The sequence below is a fragment of the Janthinobacterium sp. PSPC3-1 genome (assembly GCF_049896105.1).
In the GTDB taxonomy this organism is placed as follows: Bacteria; Pseudomonadota; Gammaproteobacteria; order Burkholderiales; family Burkholderiaceae_D; genus Janthinobacterium.
Genome location: NZ_JAFCTQ010000042.1, coordinates 25,897 through 42,910, shown reverse-complemented (window position 1 = coordinate 42,910; position 17,014 = coordinate 25,897). Strand labels below are relative to the sequence as shown.

General features: G+C 61.0%; 19 protein-coding genes and 1 pseudogene. 10 read left to right on the top strand and 10 right to left on the bottom strand.

Annotated features, from left to right (window positions below; translation table 11 throughout):
- The first annotated feature begins 348 nt into the window (after positions 1 to 348).
- From ACP7B7_RS27340 to ACP7B7_RS27325, 4 genes are all read left to right on the top strand, one after another.
- A complete protein-coding gene (locus ACP7B7_RS27340) occupies positions 349 to 1,482 on the top strand; it encodes a TonB-dependent receptor plug domain-containing protein (RefSeq protein WP_426078811.1) in 1,134 nt (377 codons plus the stop codon).
- 3 nt (positions 1,483 to 1,485) lie between these two features.
- The gene (locus tag ACP7B7_RS27335; protein WP_426078810.1) at positions 1,486 to 2,712 is read left to right on the top strand and encodes a TonB-dependent receptor domain-containing protein; all 1,227 of its coding nucleotides are present in this window, start codon (positions 1,486 to 1,488) and stop codon (positions 2,710 to 2,712) included.
- A gap of 76 nt (positions 2,713 to 2,788) precedes the next feature.
- Positions 2,789 to 3,325 (top strand): EF-hand domain-containing protein, encoded by a 537-nt coding sequence (locus ACP7B7_RS27330; RefSeq protein WP_426078809.1) that lies wholly within the window; start codon positions 2,789 to 2,791, stop codon positions 3,323 to 3,325.
- A complete protein-coding gene (locus tag ACP7B7_RS27325) occupies positions 3,322 to 4,125 on the top strand; it encodes a DUF4198 domain-containing protein (RefSeq protein WP_426078808.1) in 804 nt (267 codons plus the stop codon). The genes ACP7B7_RS27330 and ACP7B7_RS27325 overlap by 4 nt, the downstream gene beginning before the upstream one ends.
- An 89-nt stretch (positions 4,126 to 4,214) precedes the next feature.
- On the opposite strand, the gene ACP7B7_RS27320 is transcribed toward ACP7B7_RS27325, so the two are convergent.
- The 7 genes and pseudogenes from ACP7B7_RS27320 to ACP7B7_RS27290 form a co-directional block, all read right to left on the bottom strand.
- A complete protein-coding gene (locus tag ACP7B7_RS27320) occupies positions 4,215 to 4,637 on the bottom strand; it encodes a type II toxin-antitoxin system HicB family antitoxin (RefSeq protein ID WP_308922774.1) in 423 nt (140 codons plus the stop codon).
- 54 nt (positions 4,638 to 4,691) lie between these two features.
- On the bottom strand, positions 4,692 to 4,874 hold the full coding sequence (locus tag ACP7B7_RS27315; RefSeq protein WP_308922773.1) for a type II toxin-antitoxin system HicA family toxin: 183 nt from the start codon (positions 4,872 to 4,874) through the stop codon (positions 4,692 to 4,694).
- Positions 4,875 to 4,957: 83 nt separating this feature from the next.
- A pseudogene (locus ACP7B7_RS27310) lies at positions 4,958 to 5,872 on the bottom strand (LysR family transcriptional regulator).
- 58 nt (positions 5,873 to 5,930) lie between these two features.
- The gene (locus ACP7B7_RS27305) at positions 5,931 to 6,152 is read right to left on the bottom strand and encodes a tautomerase family protein (protein WP_308922771.1); all 222 of its coding nucleotides are present in this window, start codon (positions 6,150 to 6,152) and stop codon (positions 5,931 to 5,933) included.
- Positions 6,140 to 6,535 carry a nuclear transport factor 2 family protein gene (locus tag ACP7B7_RS27300; RefSeq protein WP_308922770.1) on the bottom strand — a complete coding sequence of 132 codons (396 nt, stop codon included), beginning with the start codon at positions 6,533 to 6,535 and terminating at the stop codon, positions 6,140 to 6,142. Before ACP7B7_RS27300 ends, ACP7B7_RS27305 begins: the two co-directional genes overlap by 13 nt.
- A 3-nt stretch (positions 6,536 to 6,538) precedes the next feature.
- On the bottom strand, positions 6,539 to 7,282 hold the full coding sequence (locus ACP7B7_RS27295; protein WP_308922769.1) for an SDR family NAD(P)-dependent oxidoreductase: 744 nt from the start codon (positions 7,280 to 7,282) through the stop codon (positions 6,539 to 6,541).
- A gap of 192 nt (positions 7,283 to 7,474) precedes the next feature.
- Positions 7,475 to 7,939 (bottom strand): nuclear transport factor 2 family protein, encoded by a 465-nt coding sequence (locus ACP7B7_RS27290; protein WP_308922768.1) that lies wholly within the window; start codon positions 7,937 to 7,939, stop codon positions 7,475 to 7,477.
- 104 nt (positions 7,940 to 8,043) lie between these two features.
- Here ACP7B7_RS27290 and ACP7B7_RS27285 point away from each other — a divergent pair, with 104 nt between their 5' ends.
- Complete coding sequence (locus ACP7B7_RS27285; protein WP_426078807.1) at positions 8,044 to 8,442, top strand: winged helix-turn-helix transcriptional regulator; 399 nt, start codon at positions 8,044 to 8,046, stop codon at positions 8,440 to 8,442.
- A gap of 59 nt (positions 8,443 to 8,501) precedes the next feature.
- Here the strand turns inward: ACP7B7_RS27285 and ACP7B7_RS27280 are convergent, their stop codons facing one another.
- The 3 genes from ACP7B7_RS27280 to ACP7B7_RS27270 form a co-directional block, all read right to left on the bottom strand.
- On the bottom strand, positions 8,502 to 10,082 hold the full coding sequence (locus ACP7B7_RS27280) for an isocitrate lyase (RefSeq protein ID WP_426078806.1): 1,581 nt from the start codon (positions 10,080 to 10,082) through the stop codon (positions 8,502 to 8,504).
- A 312-nt stretch (positions 10,083 to 10,394) separates the two neighbouring features.
- Complete coding sequence (locus ACP7B7_RS27275; RefSeq protein ID WP_426078805.1) at positions 10,395 to 11,936, bottom strand: sensor domain-containing diguanylate cyclase; 1,542 nt, start codon at positions 11,934 to 11,936, stop codon at positions 10,395 to 10,397.
- Positions 11,937 to 12,000: 64 nt separating this feature from the next.
- Positions 12,001 to 13,290: an MFS transporter gene (locus ACP7B7_RS27270; protein ID WP_426078804.1), complete on the bottom strand. Its 1,290-nt coding sequence runs from the start codon at positions 13,288 to 13,290 to the stop codon at positions 12,001 to 12,003.
- Positions 13,291 to 13,488: 198 nt separating this feature from the next.
- Between ACP7B7_RS27270 and ACP7B7_RS27265 the strand changes: the two genes are divergently transcribed.
- From ACP7B7_RS27265 to ACP7B7_RS27245, 5 genes are all read left to right on the top strand, one after another.
- Positions 13,489 to 13,926 (top strand): hypothetical protein, encoded by a 438-nt coding sequence (locus ACP7B7_RS27265; protein WP_426078803.1) that lies wholly within the window; start codon positions 13,489 to 13,491, stop codon positions 13,924 to 13,926.
- A 79-nt stretch (positions 13,927 to 14,005) separates the two neighbouring features.
- Positions 14,006 to 15,283, top strand: coding sequence for a tetratricopeptide repeat protein (locus tag ACP7B7_RS27260; protein WP_426078802.1), 1,278 nt, complete (start codon positions 14,006 to 14,008; stop codon positions 15,281 to 15,283).
- A gap of 61 nt (positions 15,284 to 15,344) precedes the next feature.
- Positions 15,345 to 15,893: a hypothetical protein gene (locus tag ACP7B7_RS27255; protein WP_426078801.1), complete on the top strand. Its 549-nt coding sequence runs from the start codon at positions 15,345 to 15,347 to the stop codon at positions 15,891 to 15,893.
- Positions 15,893 to 16,318: a hypothetical protein gene (locus ACP7B7_RS27250; RefSeq protein WP_426078800.1), complete on the top strand. Its 426-nt coding sequence runs from the start codon at positions 15,893 to 15,895 to the stop codon at positions 16,316 to 16,318. Before ACP7B7_RS27255 ends, ACP7B7_RS27250 begins: the two co-directional genes overlap by 1 nt.
- Positions 16,319 to 16,370: 52 nt before the next feature.
- On the top strand, positions 16,371 to 17,012 hold the full coding sequence (locus ACP7B7_RS27245; RefSeq protein WP_426078799.1) for a TetR/AcrR family transcriptional regulator: 642 nt from the start codon (positions 16,371 to 16,373) through the stop codon (positions 17,010 to 17,012).
- The last annotated feature ends 2 nt before the right edge of the window (positions 17,013 to 17,014 follow it).

The following is a 17,014-nucleotide window of genomic DNA, read 5'->3' as shown; positions in this document are numbered from 1 at the left end:
CAACCAATTTGTGTCCCAAATTCAATCATGGCATCGTGCGATGCTCAAGGGTAGACGGCGGTGGGACGACGCTTACGTTTTTTGGAGCATAGTTGGGGCATATTTAGAGAGCCTTTCGGCAGGAAGCCATTCTTTGCGGGCCTTCTTTCGTGTGATGTGTATCCCCTCTTCCCATCGCCCAGCCAAGCGCAGGGCAGCTGCGGCTTGCATCCAATCCAACTCCCCAACCCCAACCCTAAAAAAGTTAATGAAACTCATTCCCATCTAGCGTACACTTACTTGCCAGCCAGAAATCCCCGCAACACCATCAAGGAGGTATCCAGCCAAAAACAAGCTTGAAGAGACTTTATGACCGGATACGCTTTACGGGATACGTTCCCGCAGCGGCGCTTGGCTGCACGCCATCGCTGCTCCCCCCTGTTGGCTCGCACGTCCCTGGCCTGCGCCATCTCCACCATGTTCCTGGCATCGGCATTTGCCCAGGAAAATGACAACAGCCAGCCCCCATTCATGCAGACATTGCCGCCGGTCCAGGTGAGCGAGCAGGCCCTGGCCGAGCCGGGCACGGCGACGACGGTCAGTGGCGACGCACTCGATCGCGCCAACAACATGAAGGATGTGGTCCGCAATCAGCCGCTGGTGTCCGCGCCGGGCACGGCGGCGGGGACGACCCGCAACCGCAGCAGCTTTGACCGTTCCGGCACGACCGGCTATAACATCCGCGGCATCGAAGGCAACCGGGTCGGCATGGATGTCGACGGTATTGAAATGCCCGATGCCACCACCCGTCCCTACGTGAGCCGGGCCGGCGTCAATTCGTTTGGTGTCGGTCGCGACTTTATCGATCCGGAGATGTTTACCTCGGTCAATATCCTCTCCGGCACCACCTCGGCCTCGCGCTCGGCCGGTGGCATCGGCGGGGCGGTGAGCTTCAAGACCAAGTCGGCGGACGACTATCTGCGCGGCGACAAGGTGTCGTATTTTGGCGGCAAAGTAGGCTACGACTCGGCCGACCGCTCCTGGAACGAGAGCGTGACGGCCGCCGGCAAAAGCGGCAACTTGGACGGCTTGGTCAGCTATTCGCGGCGCGATGGTCATGCCACGCGCAACAACAGCGATATCGTCGACAGCATGGCCAACGACTGGCATTCCGATGCCTTGCTGCTCAAGGGCGGGCTGCGCATCGACGCGGCCAACCGGTTTGAGCTGTCCGCAGATTTGTACCGGCGCAGGAACGACACGGCTTTTTTTGGCTGGGACACGACCAGCACTTTCATCACCGAAAATTCGCAGCAGCATAGTGACACCAGCCGCAACACGCTGCAGCTGACGCACCAGTGGACGCCGGACAACGCCTGGGCCGACCAGGCCGATACGCGGCTGTATTTCCAGAGCACCGACACGAAAGACACAACCGATACGAAAACGGTGGCCACCAATGCCAGTGTGCGCAATGTTTCCGAGAACAAGACGCGCACCTAGGGTGTGTCGAGCGTACTCAACAAGCGGCTGGGTCGGCACTATCTGAGCTATGGCCTGAACGCGTCGACGCAGGATGTGGAGCGGCCATGGAACGTGGCTGGCTACATGAAGCCGCAACCGGACACGACCACCGTTCGGGCGGGACTGTTTTTGCAGGATCAGATCGGCTTCGACCTTGGCGGCCATCGCCTGGCCGTGATCCCGGCACTGCGCGCCGACTACGTCAAGATCAAGACGCGTGACCTGGAGAACTTTGTTTCGGGCGTGTTGACGCCAGCCGATGTCGAAAAGATGTACGGCACCCCGAGCACCGTCATCTGGAGCCCCAGCCTGGGTCTGAGCTACGATCTGACGCCGAGCATGTCGGCATATGCGCAGTACAAGCGCAGCGGACGTGCGCCATCGGCCGGCGAGATTTTCGGCTCATGGAACCTGGCCAGCAACTATGTCGCCAACAATCAGTACGCGCTGATCGGCAATCAAAACCTGAAAGAGGAAACCAGCGATGCTGTTGAGATCGGCCTGAAGGGCCGGCCAACGCCGGGCGTGACCTTGAACACGTCGCTGTTCTACACGCAGTACAACGATTTCATCGCCTATACCCGCTACGGCCGCGCGATGTTCCCGGCCATGTTCACCAAGGTGCCGGCGCATATCGGCACCATCTACCAGGCCGAGAACCGCGACGATGCCAGGATTTACGGCTTCGAACTGAGCGCGCGACTGGACCACGGGCAATGGAGTCCGCAGGCCAAAGGCATCTACACGACCTGGGCCATGGGCCTGAGCCGCGGCACCGCCAAATCCAATTACGCCGGCGACAAGGACGTGCCGCTCGAGTCCGTGTTGCCGCGCAAGGCCATCATCGGCGCCGGCTACGATGCACCGATGAAAGCGTGGGGACTGAATCTGACCGGCACTTTTGTTGGCGGCAAGCAGGCCGTGGCGACCAACCGCGATGCCTACAATAACTCGGGTCCGGCGCTGGGCGATTCCACCACGGCACTGTTCCGTGTGCCAGGCCATGCCGTGTTCGATCTGATCAGCTACTGGCAGATCAACAAGAACGTGCGCCTCGATGCCGGCATTTACAACCTGGGCGACAAGCGTTACTGGGAATATTCCAGCGCACGCAGCCTGCAACCGTCGGTCGCCCGCGACCGGCGCGACATCGAACTGCTGACCGAATCGGGCCGCACCGCAGCGGTGTCGTTGAACCTGGCGTTCTAAGGTGTCCTGCCGGCCCGATGCCGGGCCGGTGGGGTGCACATTGACGCTATCCACGTCTCACTCACAAGAGGTAAACATGCAACATCAAAAAATCAAACGCGGCGCGTGCGCCAGCCGTCTCGCCCTAGTCAGCATGGTGGCGGCCATGATGGCCGCCTGTACGTCGGCGTCACCGCCAGCGGCGCAGCAGCCAGCAACACAGCAGCCAACCGCCGCCGCAGGGCCAGCGGCGCCCGCCGGTGGCCATGGCCTGTCGGCATTTATCGGCGGTTTCGACGCCAACCGCGATGGCGTGGTGACGCGGCAGGAGTACGACGCGGTACGCACGCAGCGCTTCACGGCGGCCGATACCAATCACGATGGCGTGCTCAGCGAAGATGAATACGTGGCCGAGTTCGAAGGACGCCTGCAGCAGCAGTACGCTGGCAAGGCGCAGGACGAGCGCTACGCAGGGTCGATCAAGCAGGCGCATGTGCGCTTCAAGATTCTCGACACCGACCATGACGGCAAGTTGACGCTGGCGGAAGAAAACGCGATTGCCGGGAAAACCTTCCAGCGCACCGATACCAATGGCGATGGCAAGATCGATCAAGCCGATGGAGACAAGAAATGATGCGGCCATTTTTACTGCGCGCGCTCGTTGCCACATCGTCTCTTGTGATGCTGACGACACACGCCCATACACCTTATTTGTTGCCGAGCAACTTCGATGTGCAGCCGAAGGAGGCGATCGGGGTCGATGCGGGTTTCACCGAGAAATTCTTTGTCCCCGCCGTGGCGTTTGGCGAGACGGCATTTTCGATCGTCACGCCGGAAGGCGCGCGCATTCCCTTCGGTGATATCCATCAGTTCAAGCAGCGTACGGTGGCCGAACAAACACTGCCTGATGAGAAAGGGACGTATCGCCTCAGCACCGGCCCCCGGCTGGGCGCCGTGTTTCGCACCTGGGAACACAAGGGCAAGACCGAGTCCGCACGCGATCCGAAGCAAGTCATGCCGGCAGGCGCCAAGTTGCTGAGCCACTATCAGTCGCTGTCGATTGCCGAGGCCTATGTCACGGCCGGCAAGCCATCGACGAAGGCGCTGGCGCCGGTCGGCAAGGGACTGGAAATCGTCGCCATCACGCATCCGAGCGATCTGTTCGTCAACGAGAAATTCGATTTCGTCGTGCAATACGACGGCAAGCCCTTGGCGAACCAGAAGGTCAGTGTGTATCGGTCGGCGATGGATCTGGCCAGCCAGAGCACGGTGCAACATCTGTCCACCGATGCCAACGGGAAAGTGGCCCTGCCATTGACGAAATCCGGACTGTATCTGGCCCTGGTGCGTTTTCAGGCACCGGCGCCGGCCGGTGCGGCCGCGCCGATGTACGGCAACAATTACACCCTGACGTTCCGCGTCCTGGATCAATGACGGGATGCAGGCGGCGTTGCGGGCAACGCGCAACGACGATCTGTTGATCGCCCCGCACAGGGGAGGCCTATGGCTGGCCGCCCCTTGTCTCACCGAGCAGCAAGACCTTTTGACTCTTCGTCAATCAATTGCAACACCGCCCGCGCCATCAACCCACTGCGCGTCTCATGGCGCGCCGCCGCATACCGGTCTACCTTGCTCAGCACAAACCGTGGCAGGCTGATGTTGATCCGCTCCGGCTTGCTATCGAGTTTGTCGAGATCAAGTTCGACCAAGGCCCAGATCCCTCCCGCATGATCGGGATTTGCCTGCAGATCCTCAATTTTGCTTTGTGTGATTTCCACAGGTTCGCCCAGCTCCAGCAGCGTTTCTATATGGCTGACGATGGCCACCCGGACGTTTTTCAACGCTTCCTCGACGCTGTCCCCCCATGAGTAAACGCCTTTGATGTCAGGTACGTTCACACCGTACACACTACCTTCATCTTTGAAAATGACGACCGGGATATCCATCGCTGTTCCCTTGCTATTGACTTGATCTGGACTGGCTGCCAGAACGCATGAACATTACTTCAGTCCAGAGGTCTTCAGTATGCTGTTCCACGTGCCGATCGGCAGGTCTTTCTTCGGATGCGGCACAGTGACGAGTCCTGGTTTCTCAGGATGTTTGAAGTGATGATGACTACCCTTGATACGTACTACTCGCCATCCATCTGCTTCCAGCATGTGAATCAATTGACTTGAGTTCATGTGCCTCCCGACTGCAGTTGCAGGTCATCATACACATAAACAGGAATTGTGTATAAGTGTGTATTCAAGGCAATCCCACCCGTTCACCGCTGCCCCAACTCCCCCACCAAAAACTCCACAAACGTCCTCACCCTCAGCGACAAATGCCGCGCATGCGGATACAGCACGATAAACGGCCGCTAGCAGCCGCCGTGTTGCGGCAGCAGCTCGACCAGCTCGCCCTGGGCCAGCTCGCGTTCGACGATAAAGCGGTAGGTCTGCACGATGCCGGCGCCGGCACGCGCCAGCATCGCCATGCCCAGATAGCCTTCCGAGCAATGGTAGCCGCCTTGCGTGACTACTTCGGTCGTTTTGCCATCCACATTGAACGGCCAGGCGATGCGCCGGCCGGTGCTGGGCAGCGCGAACTGGACGCAGTCGTGCTGCTGCAAATCCTCGATGTTCAGCGGCGTGCCGGCCCGGCGCAAATAGGCCGGCGCGGCCACCAGCACCAGTTCGGCGTCCTCGAGCTTGCGGGCGATCAGGTTGGAATCGGCCGGCACCCGGCCGCGGATGGCCAGGTCGTAGCCTTCGCCGGCGAAATCGATATTGCGGTTGCTGATGTGCAGGTCGAATTGCACCTCGGGGTAGCGCGCGCGAAACGCCGGCAGCAGGGGCAGGATGCGGTGATTGCCATACGAGGTAGGCATGCTGATGCGCAACAGGCCGGCCGGTGCGGACTGGTCGCCCGTGACTTCACGCTCGGCTTCCACCAGCTGCGACAGCGCCTGGCGGCATTGCTCAAAATAGACGCGGCCGCTGTCGGTCAGGCGGATCTGCCGCGTGGTGCGCACGAACAGCCGCACGCCCAGGCGTTCTTCCAGCCGGGACACCGAACGGCTGACCGCCGCCGGCGTCACGCCCGCCGTGTTGGCGGCGGCCGTAAAGCTGCCCAGTTCCGCCGCCAGGCAAAACAGTTCGATGCTGCCCAGTAAAACGTCGTCGAAGTGCCGTTGCATGCGAAATCCATGATGTTTGATTGACGCCATTGTGCATCAAGCATGGCGGTTCAGTTGCTCAGGCGCGTTCCTTGCCGGCGGCTTCGCGCTGGCGCAAGGTGGTGACGGCTTCGCCGCCCCAGCCCCAGTTGTCGGTGTCGACTTCGTCGATGACGACGAAGGTCGATTGCGGACTTTTGTTCAGCACGCGTTGCAGCAGGTCGGTGGTGCCTTCGATCAGCGCCAGTTTCTGGGCGGCGGTGACACCTTCACGGGTGACGCGGATATTTACGTAGGGCATGGTGTTTCCTCGGTTGGCAATGCGGGAATGTGGATGAATGTCTTGTTGACGATGAGCCAGTTTCCGGCGCGCAGGATCAGCGTCAGGTATAGCTGATACCGGAAGCCCAGCATCGGTGAAGACAGTTTTACGCTGGCAATGCTGCCCGCCACGTCGATGTTGAGCGGGCGCATCAAAAATGGCTCGCCGCGCCTGGCCGGGCTGTCACGCCCGGCCACCGCGCGCAGATAAGCGGCGACGGGCTGGTGATAGGCCTGGCCGCCGATGTCGCCATACACCTGGGCGCCGTCGTCGAACAAGGTGGCGAGCAGCGCGGTGTTGCCGGTGTACACGCCGTCAAAGTAGCGGTCGATCAGCGCCAGGATCTGCGCATGTGCAGACATGGCTTACCAGGTGCCCGCGGTGGCGCCGCCGTCGACGGCCAGCACCACGCCGCTGGTGAATTTCGCTTCGGTCAGGTACAGCACGGCGTCGACCACGTCCTGGGTCGCGCCGGTACTGCCATTCGGCGCCAGCGTCCTGAGGAAGCCTTGCGTACCCTCGTCGCTGCTGTGCATGGGGGTGTCGATAATGCCGGGAGCGACCGCCGAGACCTTGACGTTGGACGCGGCCAGTTCGATCGCCAGTCCGCGCGTTGCGTGGTTCAGGCCGCCCTTGATCAGGATCGGCAACAAGGCCGGCACCTTGACGTTCGGCTGCATGGCGATGCTGGCCGTGATCGTGACGATATGGCCCGCGCCATTGGCCGCCATGTGGGCGGCCGCGGCCTGGGTGGGATAAAAGAAACCTTTCAGGTTGGTGGCGATGATCGCGTCCAGGTCGTCTTCGGTGTAGTCAGCGATGGCTTTGGCGATAAAGATGCCGGCGTTATTCAGCAGAACATCGACTTTGCCGAAGGCGGCAATCGCCTGCGTGAATAGCGCTGTCGCTGTGGCGGGCAGGGCGATGTCGCCGGCCACCAGCAGGAAGTTGGCCGGGTTGCCGAGTTTGTCGCTGGCCGCCTGCAGGCGTTCCATGCTGCGGGCGTTGCCGACCACGTTGTAGCCGCGCTGCAGATATGCCGCGGCCAGGGCGTAGCCGATGCCGCTCGAGGCGCCGGTGACGATGACTGTCTTGTTGTTGGTGCTCATGTAAAACCTCTTCGGTAAGTATGTCGATGATGCCGCCGGGGTCGCATGGACTCCCAGCGGCGCAGCGGTGAGGGCGGGATGCCGGCTCCGCTGCAAACAACTATACCTATGCCGTATGCATCGATAAATCACCGTTGAAGAGATAGACTTGATACATGATGTAATGAATTGTCGGCGCGGGTGTTGATCCGATTACACGCCAGCCAGCACCGTCACATCCCCCGAGCGCCAGACGTTGTCGACCGTTACCCGTTCGATCAGCCATACACCTTCCTGCCGCACCAGTTTCACGTCATAGCGGTTTTTCATCATGTAATGGCGCGAGTGGTCCTGGCGCGGCAGGTGCTGCGCTTCGACGAGTGCGTCGAGCCGGGCCGTATCGCCGTCGATGCTGGCGCGCGGATTGCTGACGCTGTGCGTGGTGTCGAAGCCACTGAGCGAGGTGGACAGGGCGGCGACAATGGTGGCGCGGCCTTGCAGCACCGGGTATTCAAAGCCGGCCTTGGCGGCGGCCGGGCCGAAATCGGAGACGGCGTTTTCGGTAAAGGCGGACGCCAGCAGGTCGGCGTCGCGCAGGTCGATGCCGGCGGCGAAGCGGTACAGGGTGTCGATGACGGCGAACTTGTCGGCGATGTCGTTGGGAATGGCGTGGGACATGGAGTACTCCTGATCAATGAATAAGGTGAAGCTGCATGGTATACGTTGTATACTTGGTGTCAATCAGGCACTTGAATGCAATCAGGTATACAAAAGGAAACCCCATGAGCACCCATCACGCGCCGGCGCAGGCCGCAGGCAGCCCCGCCATCGAAGTCCATGGCCTCGATACATCGAACCGTTTGCTGCTCGATCAGATCACGGACAAATGGTCCGTCCTGATCCTGACGGCGCTGTGCAAGCAGCCGTTGCGCTTCAATGAGATCAAGCGCTGCCTCGATGGCATTACGCAAAAGGCGCTGACGCAAAGCCTGCGCCGGCTCGAGCGCAGCGGCATCCTGGCGCGGCGCGTGATACCGTCGTCGCAGGTGGCGGTGGAATACAGCATCACGCCGCTGGGGCGCACGCTGGAAGGGCCGTTTACGGCCTTGTTCTTGTGGACGATCAACCATGCCGGCGATGTGCTGCAGGCGCAGGCGGCGTTCGACCAGCGGCCGATCTGATGCGTGCATAAAAAAAGCCCGCCGAAGCGGGCTGTCAAGCTGATGCCGGTCTGTATCAATCAGAATTGATTCATGGTGTTGTCCTTGCCGGCCGCCTTCAACGCCGCTTCGCCGCTGAAATAATCCTTGTGATCATCGCCGATGTCCGAGCCCGACATGTTCTGGTGCTTGACGCAGGCGATGCCCTGGCGGATCTCCTTGCGCTGCACGCCGGCCACGTAGCCCAGCATGCCCTGGTCGCCGAAGTATTCCTTGGCCAGGTTGTCGGTCGACAGCGCGGCCGTATGGTAGGTCGGCAGGGTGATCAGGTGGTGGAAGATACCGGCTTCGCGGGCCGCGTCGGCCTGGAAGGTACGGATCTTTTCATCTGCCGTGGCGGCCAGTTCGGTGTTGTCGTATTCCACGCTCATCAGCTGGCCACGCTCGTAGGCGGACACGTCTTTGCCTTCGGCTTTCAGCGCGTCATACACTTGCTGGCGGAAGTTCAGGGTCCAGTTGAACGATGGGCTGTTGTTGTACACCAGCTTGGCGTTCGGGATGACCTTGCGGATTTCGCTGACCATGCCGCCGATTTGCGAGATATGCGGTTTTTCGGTTTCGATCCACAGCAGGTCGGCGCCGTTTTGCAGCGAGGTGATGCAATCCAAAACGCAGCGCTCTTCGCCGGTGCCGGCGCGGAACTGGAACAGGTTGCTCGGCAGGCGTTTCGGGCGCAGCAGCTTGCCTTCGCGCTTGATGATCACGTCGCCATTGCCCAGCGCATCGGCCGACACTTCTTCGCAGTCGAGGAAGGCGTTGTACTGGTCGCCCAGGTCGCCCGGCGTGTTGGTGACGGCGATCTGTTTCGTCAGGCCAGCGCCCAGCGAGTCGGTGCGGGCGACGATGATGCCGTCGTCCACGCCCAGCTCCAGGAAGGCGTAGCGGATGGCGCGGATCTTGGCCAGGAAGTCTTCGTGCGGCACCGTCACTTTGCCGTCCTGGTGGCCGCATTGTTTTTCATCCGACACCTGGTTCTCGATCTGGATGCAGCAGGCGCCCGCTTCGATGAACTGTTTTGCCAGCAGATAGGTCGCTTCGGCATTGCCGAAACCGGCGTCGATGTCGGCGATGATGGGCACCACGTGGGTGATGTGGCCATCGATCTTGGCCTGGATCGCCTGCTTGGCGTCGCCTTCGGCGGCATCGAGCTGGCGGAACAGGCCGCCCAGCTCGCGCGCATCGGCCTGGCGCAGGAAGGTATAGAGTTCCTTGATCAGGGCGGAGACGGCGGTTTTTTCATGCATCGACTGGTCCGGCAGCGGGCCGAATTCCGAGCGCAGCGCGGCGACCATCCAGCCGGACAGGTACAGGTAGCGGCGGTCGGTGCTGTTGAAGTGCTTCTTGATCGAGATCATTTTTTGCTGACCGATGAAACCGTGCCAGCAGCCCAGCGACTGGGTGTATTTGGACGAGTCGGCATCGTAGGCGGCCATGTCGGCGCGCATGATTTTCGCCGTGTATTTGGCGATGTCGAGGCCCGTCTTGAACTTGTTCTGGGCGCGCATGCGGGCGGCGGACTCGGGATTGATGGCGTTCCAGGCGCTGCCTTGTTGCTCTTTCAAACCTGCAACTGCCTTGATGTCGTCTTGATATTGGGACATGTGAATCTCCTGAAAAAAAGCGAAGTAAGAAAATCGTCGAGTGTGCCGCCGCGTCTTGTTGAAGCAAACTGCATGACTAAATAGTAGGCCATTTTTATGAAGTTCATCAAGTCTTATATAAGACATATAACTTAAATTTTATCGTTGTTTTTCAATGACTTGATTATTATATTTCATGATACGAAACGAATTTTCAAAAAGCGAGATGCATGAGGCAGGCGCCGTGCCACCGGTATTTCGCAATGTGAAATGGGGTTTCAGATTTTGGTGCAGTGCAGCGATTATGCCGCATGCGGGCGGACGATTGCTTGATCAGACGCTGACCCGGTTGCGCCCGGCGGTCTTCGACTGATACAGCAGGGCGTCAGCGCGCTGCAGCAATTGCGTCGGGCTGGCATCCTGATAGTCACCGTTGCTGGTGGTGGCCACGCCGAGGCTGACCGTCACCAGGCCGATCGGGCTGCCGGCATGCACGATGCCCAGCGCCAATACTGTCTGGCGTATCGCTTTGGCCACCAGAGCGGCGCCGGCACTGTCGGTGCCGGGCAGGATAACGGCAAATTCCTCGCCGCCATAGCGGGCCGCCAGGTCTCCGCAGCGGGCGGCGCTGCCAGCCACGGCCTTGGCCACCGCGCGCAGGCGGTCGTCGCCGGCCACATGGCCGTAGGCGTCGTTGAATTTCTTGAAGTAATCGACGTCCAGCAGTATCAATGACAAGGGTTCGTCTTCGCGCCGGGCGCGCTTGCGCTCCCGTTCCAGCGTGTCATCAAAAGCGCGCCGGTTGGCCAGGCTGGTGAGGCCATCCTTCCAGGCCATGGTCTGGAGGTCGGCATTGGCTTTTTCCAGTTCCAGGCTGGCCACGCGCAACTCGGTTTCCACCTGGTCGCGCATGGCCATCTGGCGCATCAGCTTGCGGAAGAACCACACCAGCGCGGCGATGGCGCACAGGGCGGCGCCGAGGATCTGCAGGCTGGCCACTTTCCATTGCGAAAAGATGTCCTGTTTTGAGAGCGCCGCCGAGACGATGATGGGGTAGCCATCGAGGCGACGGTAGCTGTACAGCCGCTCGATGCCGTCGATTTTCGCCACCCGCATGATGGTGCCGGCGCGGCCGTTTTCGCGGTAGCTGCGCATGATCGCGCCCGATGACAGGTCGGTGCCGATCAGTTTTTCCTGGAACGGGCGGCGGTAGATCAGAGTGCCGTTTTCGAGCGCAAAGAACACCGTGCCCGATTTGCCCAGGTCCAGGCTGTCGAACACGCGCTCGAACGAGTCCAGCCGCAAGGTGGCCAGCGCCACGCCGGCAAAGCTGCCGTCGGCATGGTCTATCCTGCGGGAAACGGGAATGATCCAGTGGCCGGTCGAGCGGCTGCGCACGGGGGCGCTGATATGGGTGGCGGTTTGCGGGTTAGTTTTGTGAAAGACAAAGTAATCGCGGTCCGAATTGTCGCCCTTGAAGGGCACGCCCAGCGAGGTGGCTTTCCAGGCGCCCGTTTCGTCGTAGATGAACAGGCCGTGGATTTCCGTCACTTTCCTGGTCAGCCGCATCAGGTAGGCAGCGAGGCGCTTGCCAGCCTGGCCGCTGCTGCCGTCGCGTTCGGAGCGCTCGACAATATCGTCGAGGATCACGTCGGCGATCTTGATCGCCGTGTCGGCCTGCGAGGCGAGGGTGCGCGCCATGTTTTCGGTCGCTACCTCGGCTTCGCGCAGGCGGATCTCGCGCGACGACCAGATGGTCCAGGCGGTGGCCGCCAGCAGCGCCGCGCAGATGCAGAACAGCGCCACGCTCATCAGGCCGATCAATGGCCGTTGCTGGTGGCGTGATCTGGCTGGCGCTTGTTTTGTTTCCTGCATGAAGCCGCCTCTGCAAGAAGGCTGGCCGGGTTGCAAAGTTGCTATCCGGCCAGCTAGGGAAGTGTCAGTGCGCCGTCTTGCCGCCGTTTTTGACGAACAGGGCCGTCAGCATGCCGACCACGCATACGCCGATCACATAATAGGCCGGGCCCAGCACATCGCTTTTGAGCATCAGGGTCACGACGATCGGTGTCAGGCCGCCAAAAATCGCATACGAGATGTTGTATGAAAACGACAAGCCCGAGAAGCGCACCTGCGCCGGGAACGCCTGCACCAGCACGCAGGGCACGGCGCCCACCACGCCCACGAAGAGGCCGGTGATCGCGTACAGCGGCAGCAGCAGGTCGGGGCGGCTGCCGACGGTGGTATAGAACACCCAGGTGGCAATCGCCAGCAGCAGCGAGCCGACCAGGATCACCGGTTTGGCGCCCAGGCGGTCGGCCAGCCAGCCGGCGATCACGCAGCCGAACGCCAGGCACAGGGTGGCGCAGGTATTGGCGATCAGGGTGGTGCGCGCATCGATATGGTGGATCTTCTGCAGCAGGGCCGGTGTCATCAAGATCACCACGACGATGCCTGCCGACAGCATCCAGGTCAGCAGGATGGAGACCGTCACGGCGCCGCGGTGGCTGCGCAGCACGGATTTCAGGGGCATTTCGGTGGCCAGCGCCTTGCGCTGCTGCATTTCCGCAAACACCGGGGTTTCGTGCAGCCAGCGGCGCAGATACATGGCGCCAAAGCCGAAGATGCCGCCCAGCAGGAAGGGATAGCGCCAGGCGCCGTCCAGCACTTCGGCCGGCGTATAGACGGTGTTCAGGCCGGTGGCGACCAGGGAACCGAGCAAAATTCCCACCGTCAGGCCCGCCGTCAGAATGCCGCAGGCCAGGCCCGTGTAGCGGCTCGGCACGTGTTCCGACACAAACACCCAGGCGCCCGGCACTTCGCCGCCGACGGCCGCGCCCTGGAAGATGCGCATCAACAGCAGCAGCAATGGCGCCGCCAGGCCGATGGTGGCGTAGGTCGGCAGCAGGCCGATCAGCAGGGTCGGCACGGCCATCATGAGGATCGACAGGGTGAACATGCGCTTGCGGCCAAGCAAGTCGCCAAAGTGGGCCATCACGATGCCACCCAGCGGACGCACCACATAACCGGCGGCAAAGATGCCGAAGGTTTGCAGCAGGCGCAGCCAGTCCGGCATTTCCGGCGGGAAGAACAACTGGCCGATGGCGTTGGCGAAGAAAACAAAGATGATGAAATCGTAGAATTCCAGCGCACCGCCCAGGGCGGCCAGCGACAGCGTTTTGTAGTCTTGTTGGGTCAGGGGGCGTGCGGACGCAATATCAGAGGAAGCCATGTGTCTCTTTTATGGGTTTTATGGGAGGAACTGCCATCCGTAGCATACGCATTTCCAACCATTGAGTAAACGTTACGCCCCGATGTCGACCAGCGGTGTCGTTGACCGCATGGCTTTGCCTCCTGCCGTACCCGTCCCGGCCGGCGCCAACGATACAATCGCGCTGCAACGCCCCCATCTCATACTGTACAAGTGACTATGCTGACCAAGAAACTGATTGATTACTGCAAGGAGCAAGGCTGGTGGTATGACGATGCCAGTGCCGATTACGCGCTGGAGCTGGAACGCCTGGGCGTGGATGCGGCCTCGGCATTCGGGCAGTTCTGCCTGCATGTGGAAGACGGCCCTACCTTCATGCGGCACGGCAAGGAACTGTACCAGGTGTGCTGGTTTGCCAGGAACACCAATTATGCGCTGGCCGTGCAGAGCTGCCATGAGACCCTGGGGCTGCCGCAAGCCTATCTGCCGCTCGACAGTTTCGAAGCGGAAAGCGGTTACTTTTATCACCGTGACACGGGCCAGGTGCTGAGTGTTTCCCTGGGCAGAGAATTGCTGGATTTCAAGGAAGGGCGCTTGACGCCGCAGTGGCCGAACTTCAATGATTTTCTGCTCCATTATTTCGAGCTGCCTGGATGAATGCAGAAGTAATCGATATTTCCAAAATGCAATTTTTATTTTATGATTGCCGTTTTGATCATTGTGGAATGGACCATTGATGAAGACGTATTTTGTGAAGAGCTATCTTGCCGCTCTGTTTTTTTGTTCAATAGCGATCCCTGTTCATGCAGGTTTGACAGAAGGTCAGGCTGCCTATGACGCCGGCAACTACGCCGTGGCGCAACGCGAATGGCAGACATTGGCCGAGCAGGGCGACGCACATGCACAAGTCAAACTTGGCTGGTTGTACGAGGCCGGGAAAGGGGTGGTCAAGGACGATGTGCAGGCTGTGAGCTGGTATCGCAAGGCGGCGGAGCAGGGCGATGCGAACGGTCAGAGCAGCCTCGGGGCTCTGTTGCTTGGCGACAATGCCAAGGTTCGGGATGATGCGCAAGCCTTGACGTGGATACGCAAGAGCGCCGACCAGGGAAATACGATTGCCCTGTACAACCTGGGCTATATGTATGCCAATGGGCGCGGGGTAACAAAGGATGAGAAGCAGGCTCTGGTTTGGTATCGGAAGGCTGCGGAGCAAGGCGATAGGGATGCCCAGTATCAACTGGGCTTCAGATATGGTAGTGGCACGGGTGTCGCCAAGGATGACAAGCAGGCAGCCGTCTGGTACGGCAAGGCGGCCGAGCAGGGTCATATTTCCTCACAATATTTCTTGGGCGTGAGGTATGCCAACGGCCAGGGTGTGCCCAAGGATGAAAAGCTGGCGGCGGCCTGGTATCGCAAGGCAGCCGACCAGGGTAATTCCAGTGCGCAGAACAACCTTGGCGCTGCTTACTACCATGGTACTGGCGTGCTCAAGGATGAAGTCATGGCCGCCAGCCTGTACCGTGTGGCGGCGATGCAAGGGGATGGCATGGCGCAACGTAACCTGGCCTACTGTTATCAGACCGGCAGCGGCATGGAGCCCGACTTGATCAAGGCCTATGCCTGGTTCAACCTGGCTTCCGCCGATGAAGAGGCAGGGCCGAAAGCGGGCGTGGCCCGCGATAAACTGGCGCAGGAAATGAGCAAGGCACAGATTGCGGAGGCGCAACGCTTGTCGCGCGAGTGGAAAGCAGGAGGCGACCTGGGCAAGTCCACCTTGAAACCCGCCAAACCTGCGCCAGCGGCGGCACCGGCCAAGCCACGCCAGGCCAGCGCCGACGCTTCCCCGTATCCGGCCCGTCCGCAGGCGCGTTCCGGCGTCACCACCTGCAATACGAACTGCAACAATGGCGATTGCTACCGTACTTATGATACGGGCAAGAAGGTGCGCTTCCAGGCGCCCCGGAAGCTCGATCCATTCACCAATCAATGGACGTGGGATGCGGGCACTTGCTGAGTACCTGGCGCCATGGCGCCGTGCTACCCTCGGGCATTCAATTCATTGATCAGGAATAGCCATGCAGCCACACGTGAAACCTTTCCTCATTGCCAGCTTGTTGCTGGCTTTGCTGCCAGCCGCCGCGCAAGCGCAGGATGCGCGCGATCAATTCTTTGCGACCATGCAAAGCCTGTGCGGCCAGCAATTCGAGGGGGTGCTGATATACCCGCGGCATGGGCAGCATGATTTCTCGGGTAGGCGCCTTGTAGCCGATTTCGCCAGCTGCAGCGAGACGCAAGTCAGGGTGCCGTTCCAGGTGGGGGAGGACAAGTCGCGCACCTGGATCATCAGCCGCACGCCGGCCGGCCTGGCCTTGCAGCATGATCATCGGCACGCGGACGGCTCGCCCGACGCCGTCACCATGTATGGCGGCATGGCGAGCAGCGAGGGATCGGCCCGTTCGCAATCGTTCCTGGCCGATGATTACACGGCCCGGCTGGTCAAGGGCGCGGCCACCAATGTCTGGACCATCAGCGTCAGCGCCGATGGTTCGACCCTGACCTACCACCTCGAGCGCGATAGCCAGCCGCGCGCCACCGTCGTGTTCAAGCGCGGCAGCGCCGCCTGATGCCGGACTGGACCTCACCTCCCCAGTTGCTGGCGCTGGCCGCCTTTTATGAACAGGCGGCGGCCGAGCCGGGCGCCGTTTCCGATGCCATCTTTCTCGATACCGTCAGCCGCGCCCACTGGCCCACCAATTGCTGGAGCCATGCCCAGGCATCCCTGGCCATCGTCGCGCACGGCTGCGTATTGCGTCCGCACCTGACGCGCGAGCTGATCGCGCTGCCGGTCGCCGCCATGATGGCGGGCGGACTCGACAACGCTGCGGCGATCATCGAATACGGCACGGCCTGCGCCGCCATGGTCCAGCCCTATGTTGCATTCACGCCCGAAGGCTGGCGCTGGACGGACCGGCAGTGGCCCACATTGTGTGCGCTGGTCGATCAGATCGTTGCCGCGCAGTGGCAGGCGCTGATGCAGGACGACAGCTGACGCTACGCCAGTTACAATAACGGAATACATATTCCACTTCCTGGACTCATCAATGCCTGAATTTGCCGCCATCGCCTTTCCCCAGATGATCGTTCCACCCGAACCCACCCAGGCGCGCAGCAAGCAGGCCTTCGAGCGCCTGCTGCAAGTGGGGGAACAACTGCTGGCGGAGAACCGTTTCGATGAAATCGGCGTGGCCGACCTGGCCAAACTGGCCGAGACGTCGGTCGGCACCTTTTACCGCTTGCTGAAAGACAAGGACACCCTGAGCCGCTTGCTGCTGCAGCGCTTTTTTTCCGACATGGTGGCGCAGGTGGAAGCGCTGACCGAGCTGCACCAGTGGCAAGAGCGCAGCCTGGAGGATTTTATCCGCGCCATGGTGGCGATGTTTGTGGCGGTCAATCATGGCCGGCGCGGCGTGCTGCGCGCGCTGATCACGCGTTCGTCGCAGGACGCGCAGTTCCGCGACCGGGTGCACCAGATTAATCATTTGATTTCGCAGCGCACGGTGGCCGTGCTGGCCAGCAAGTCGGCCAGCATCGCCCACCCGAATCCCACCCAGGCCATGATGGTGGTGCCACCGGTGCTGCTGGGCATCCTCAACCAGCACACGCTGACCGGTTCGCTGTCGTTTTTGTCGGCCGCGGCGCTGGAAGATGAGCTGGTGCGCATCGCCCTCAATTATTTACGCTAACG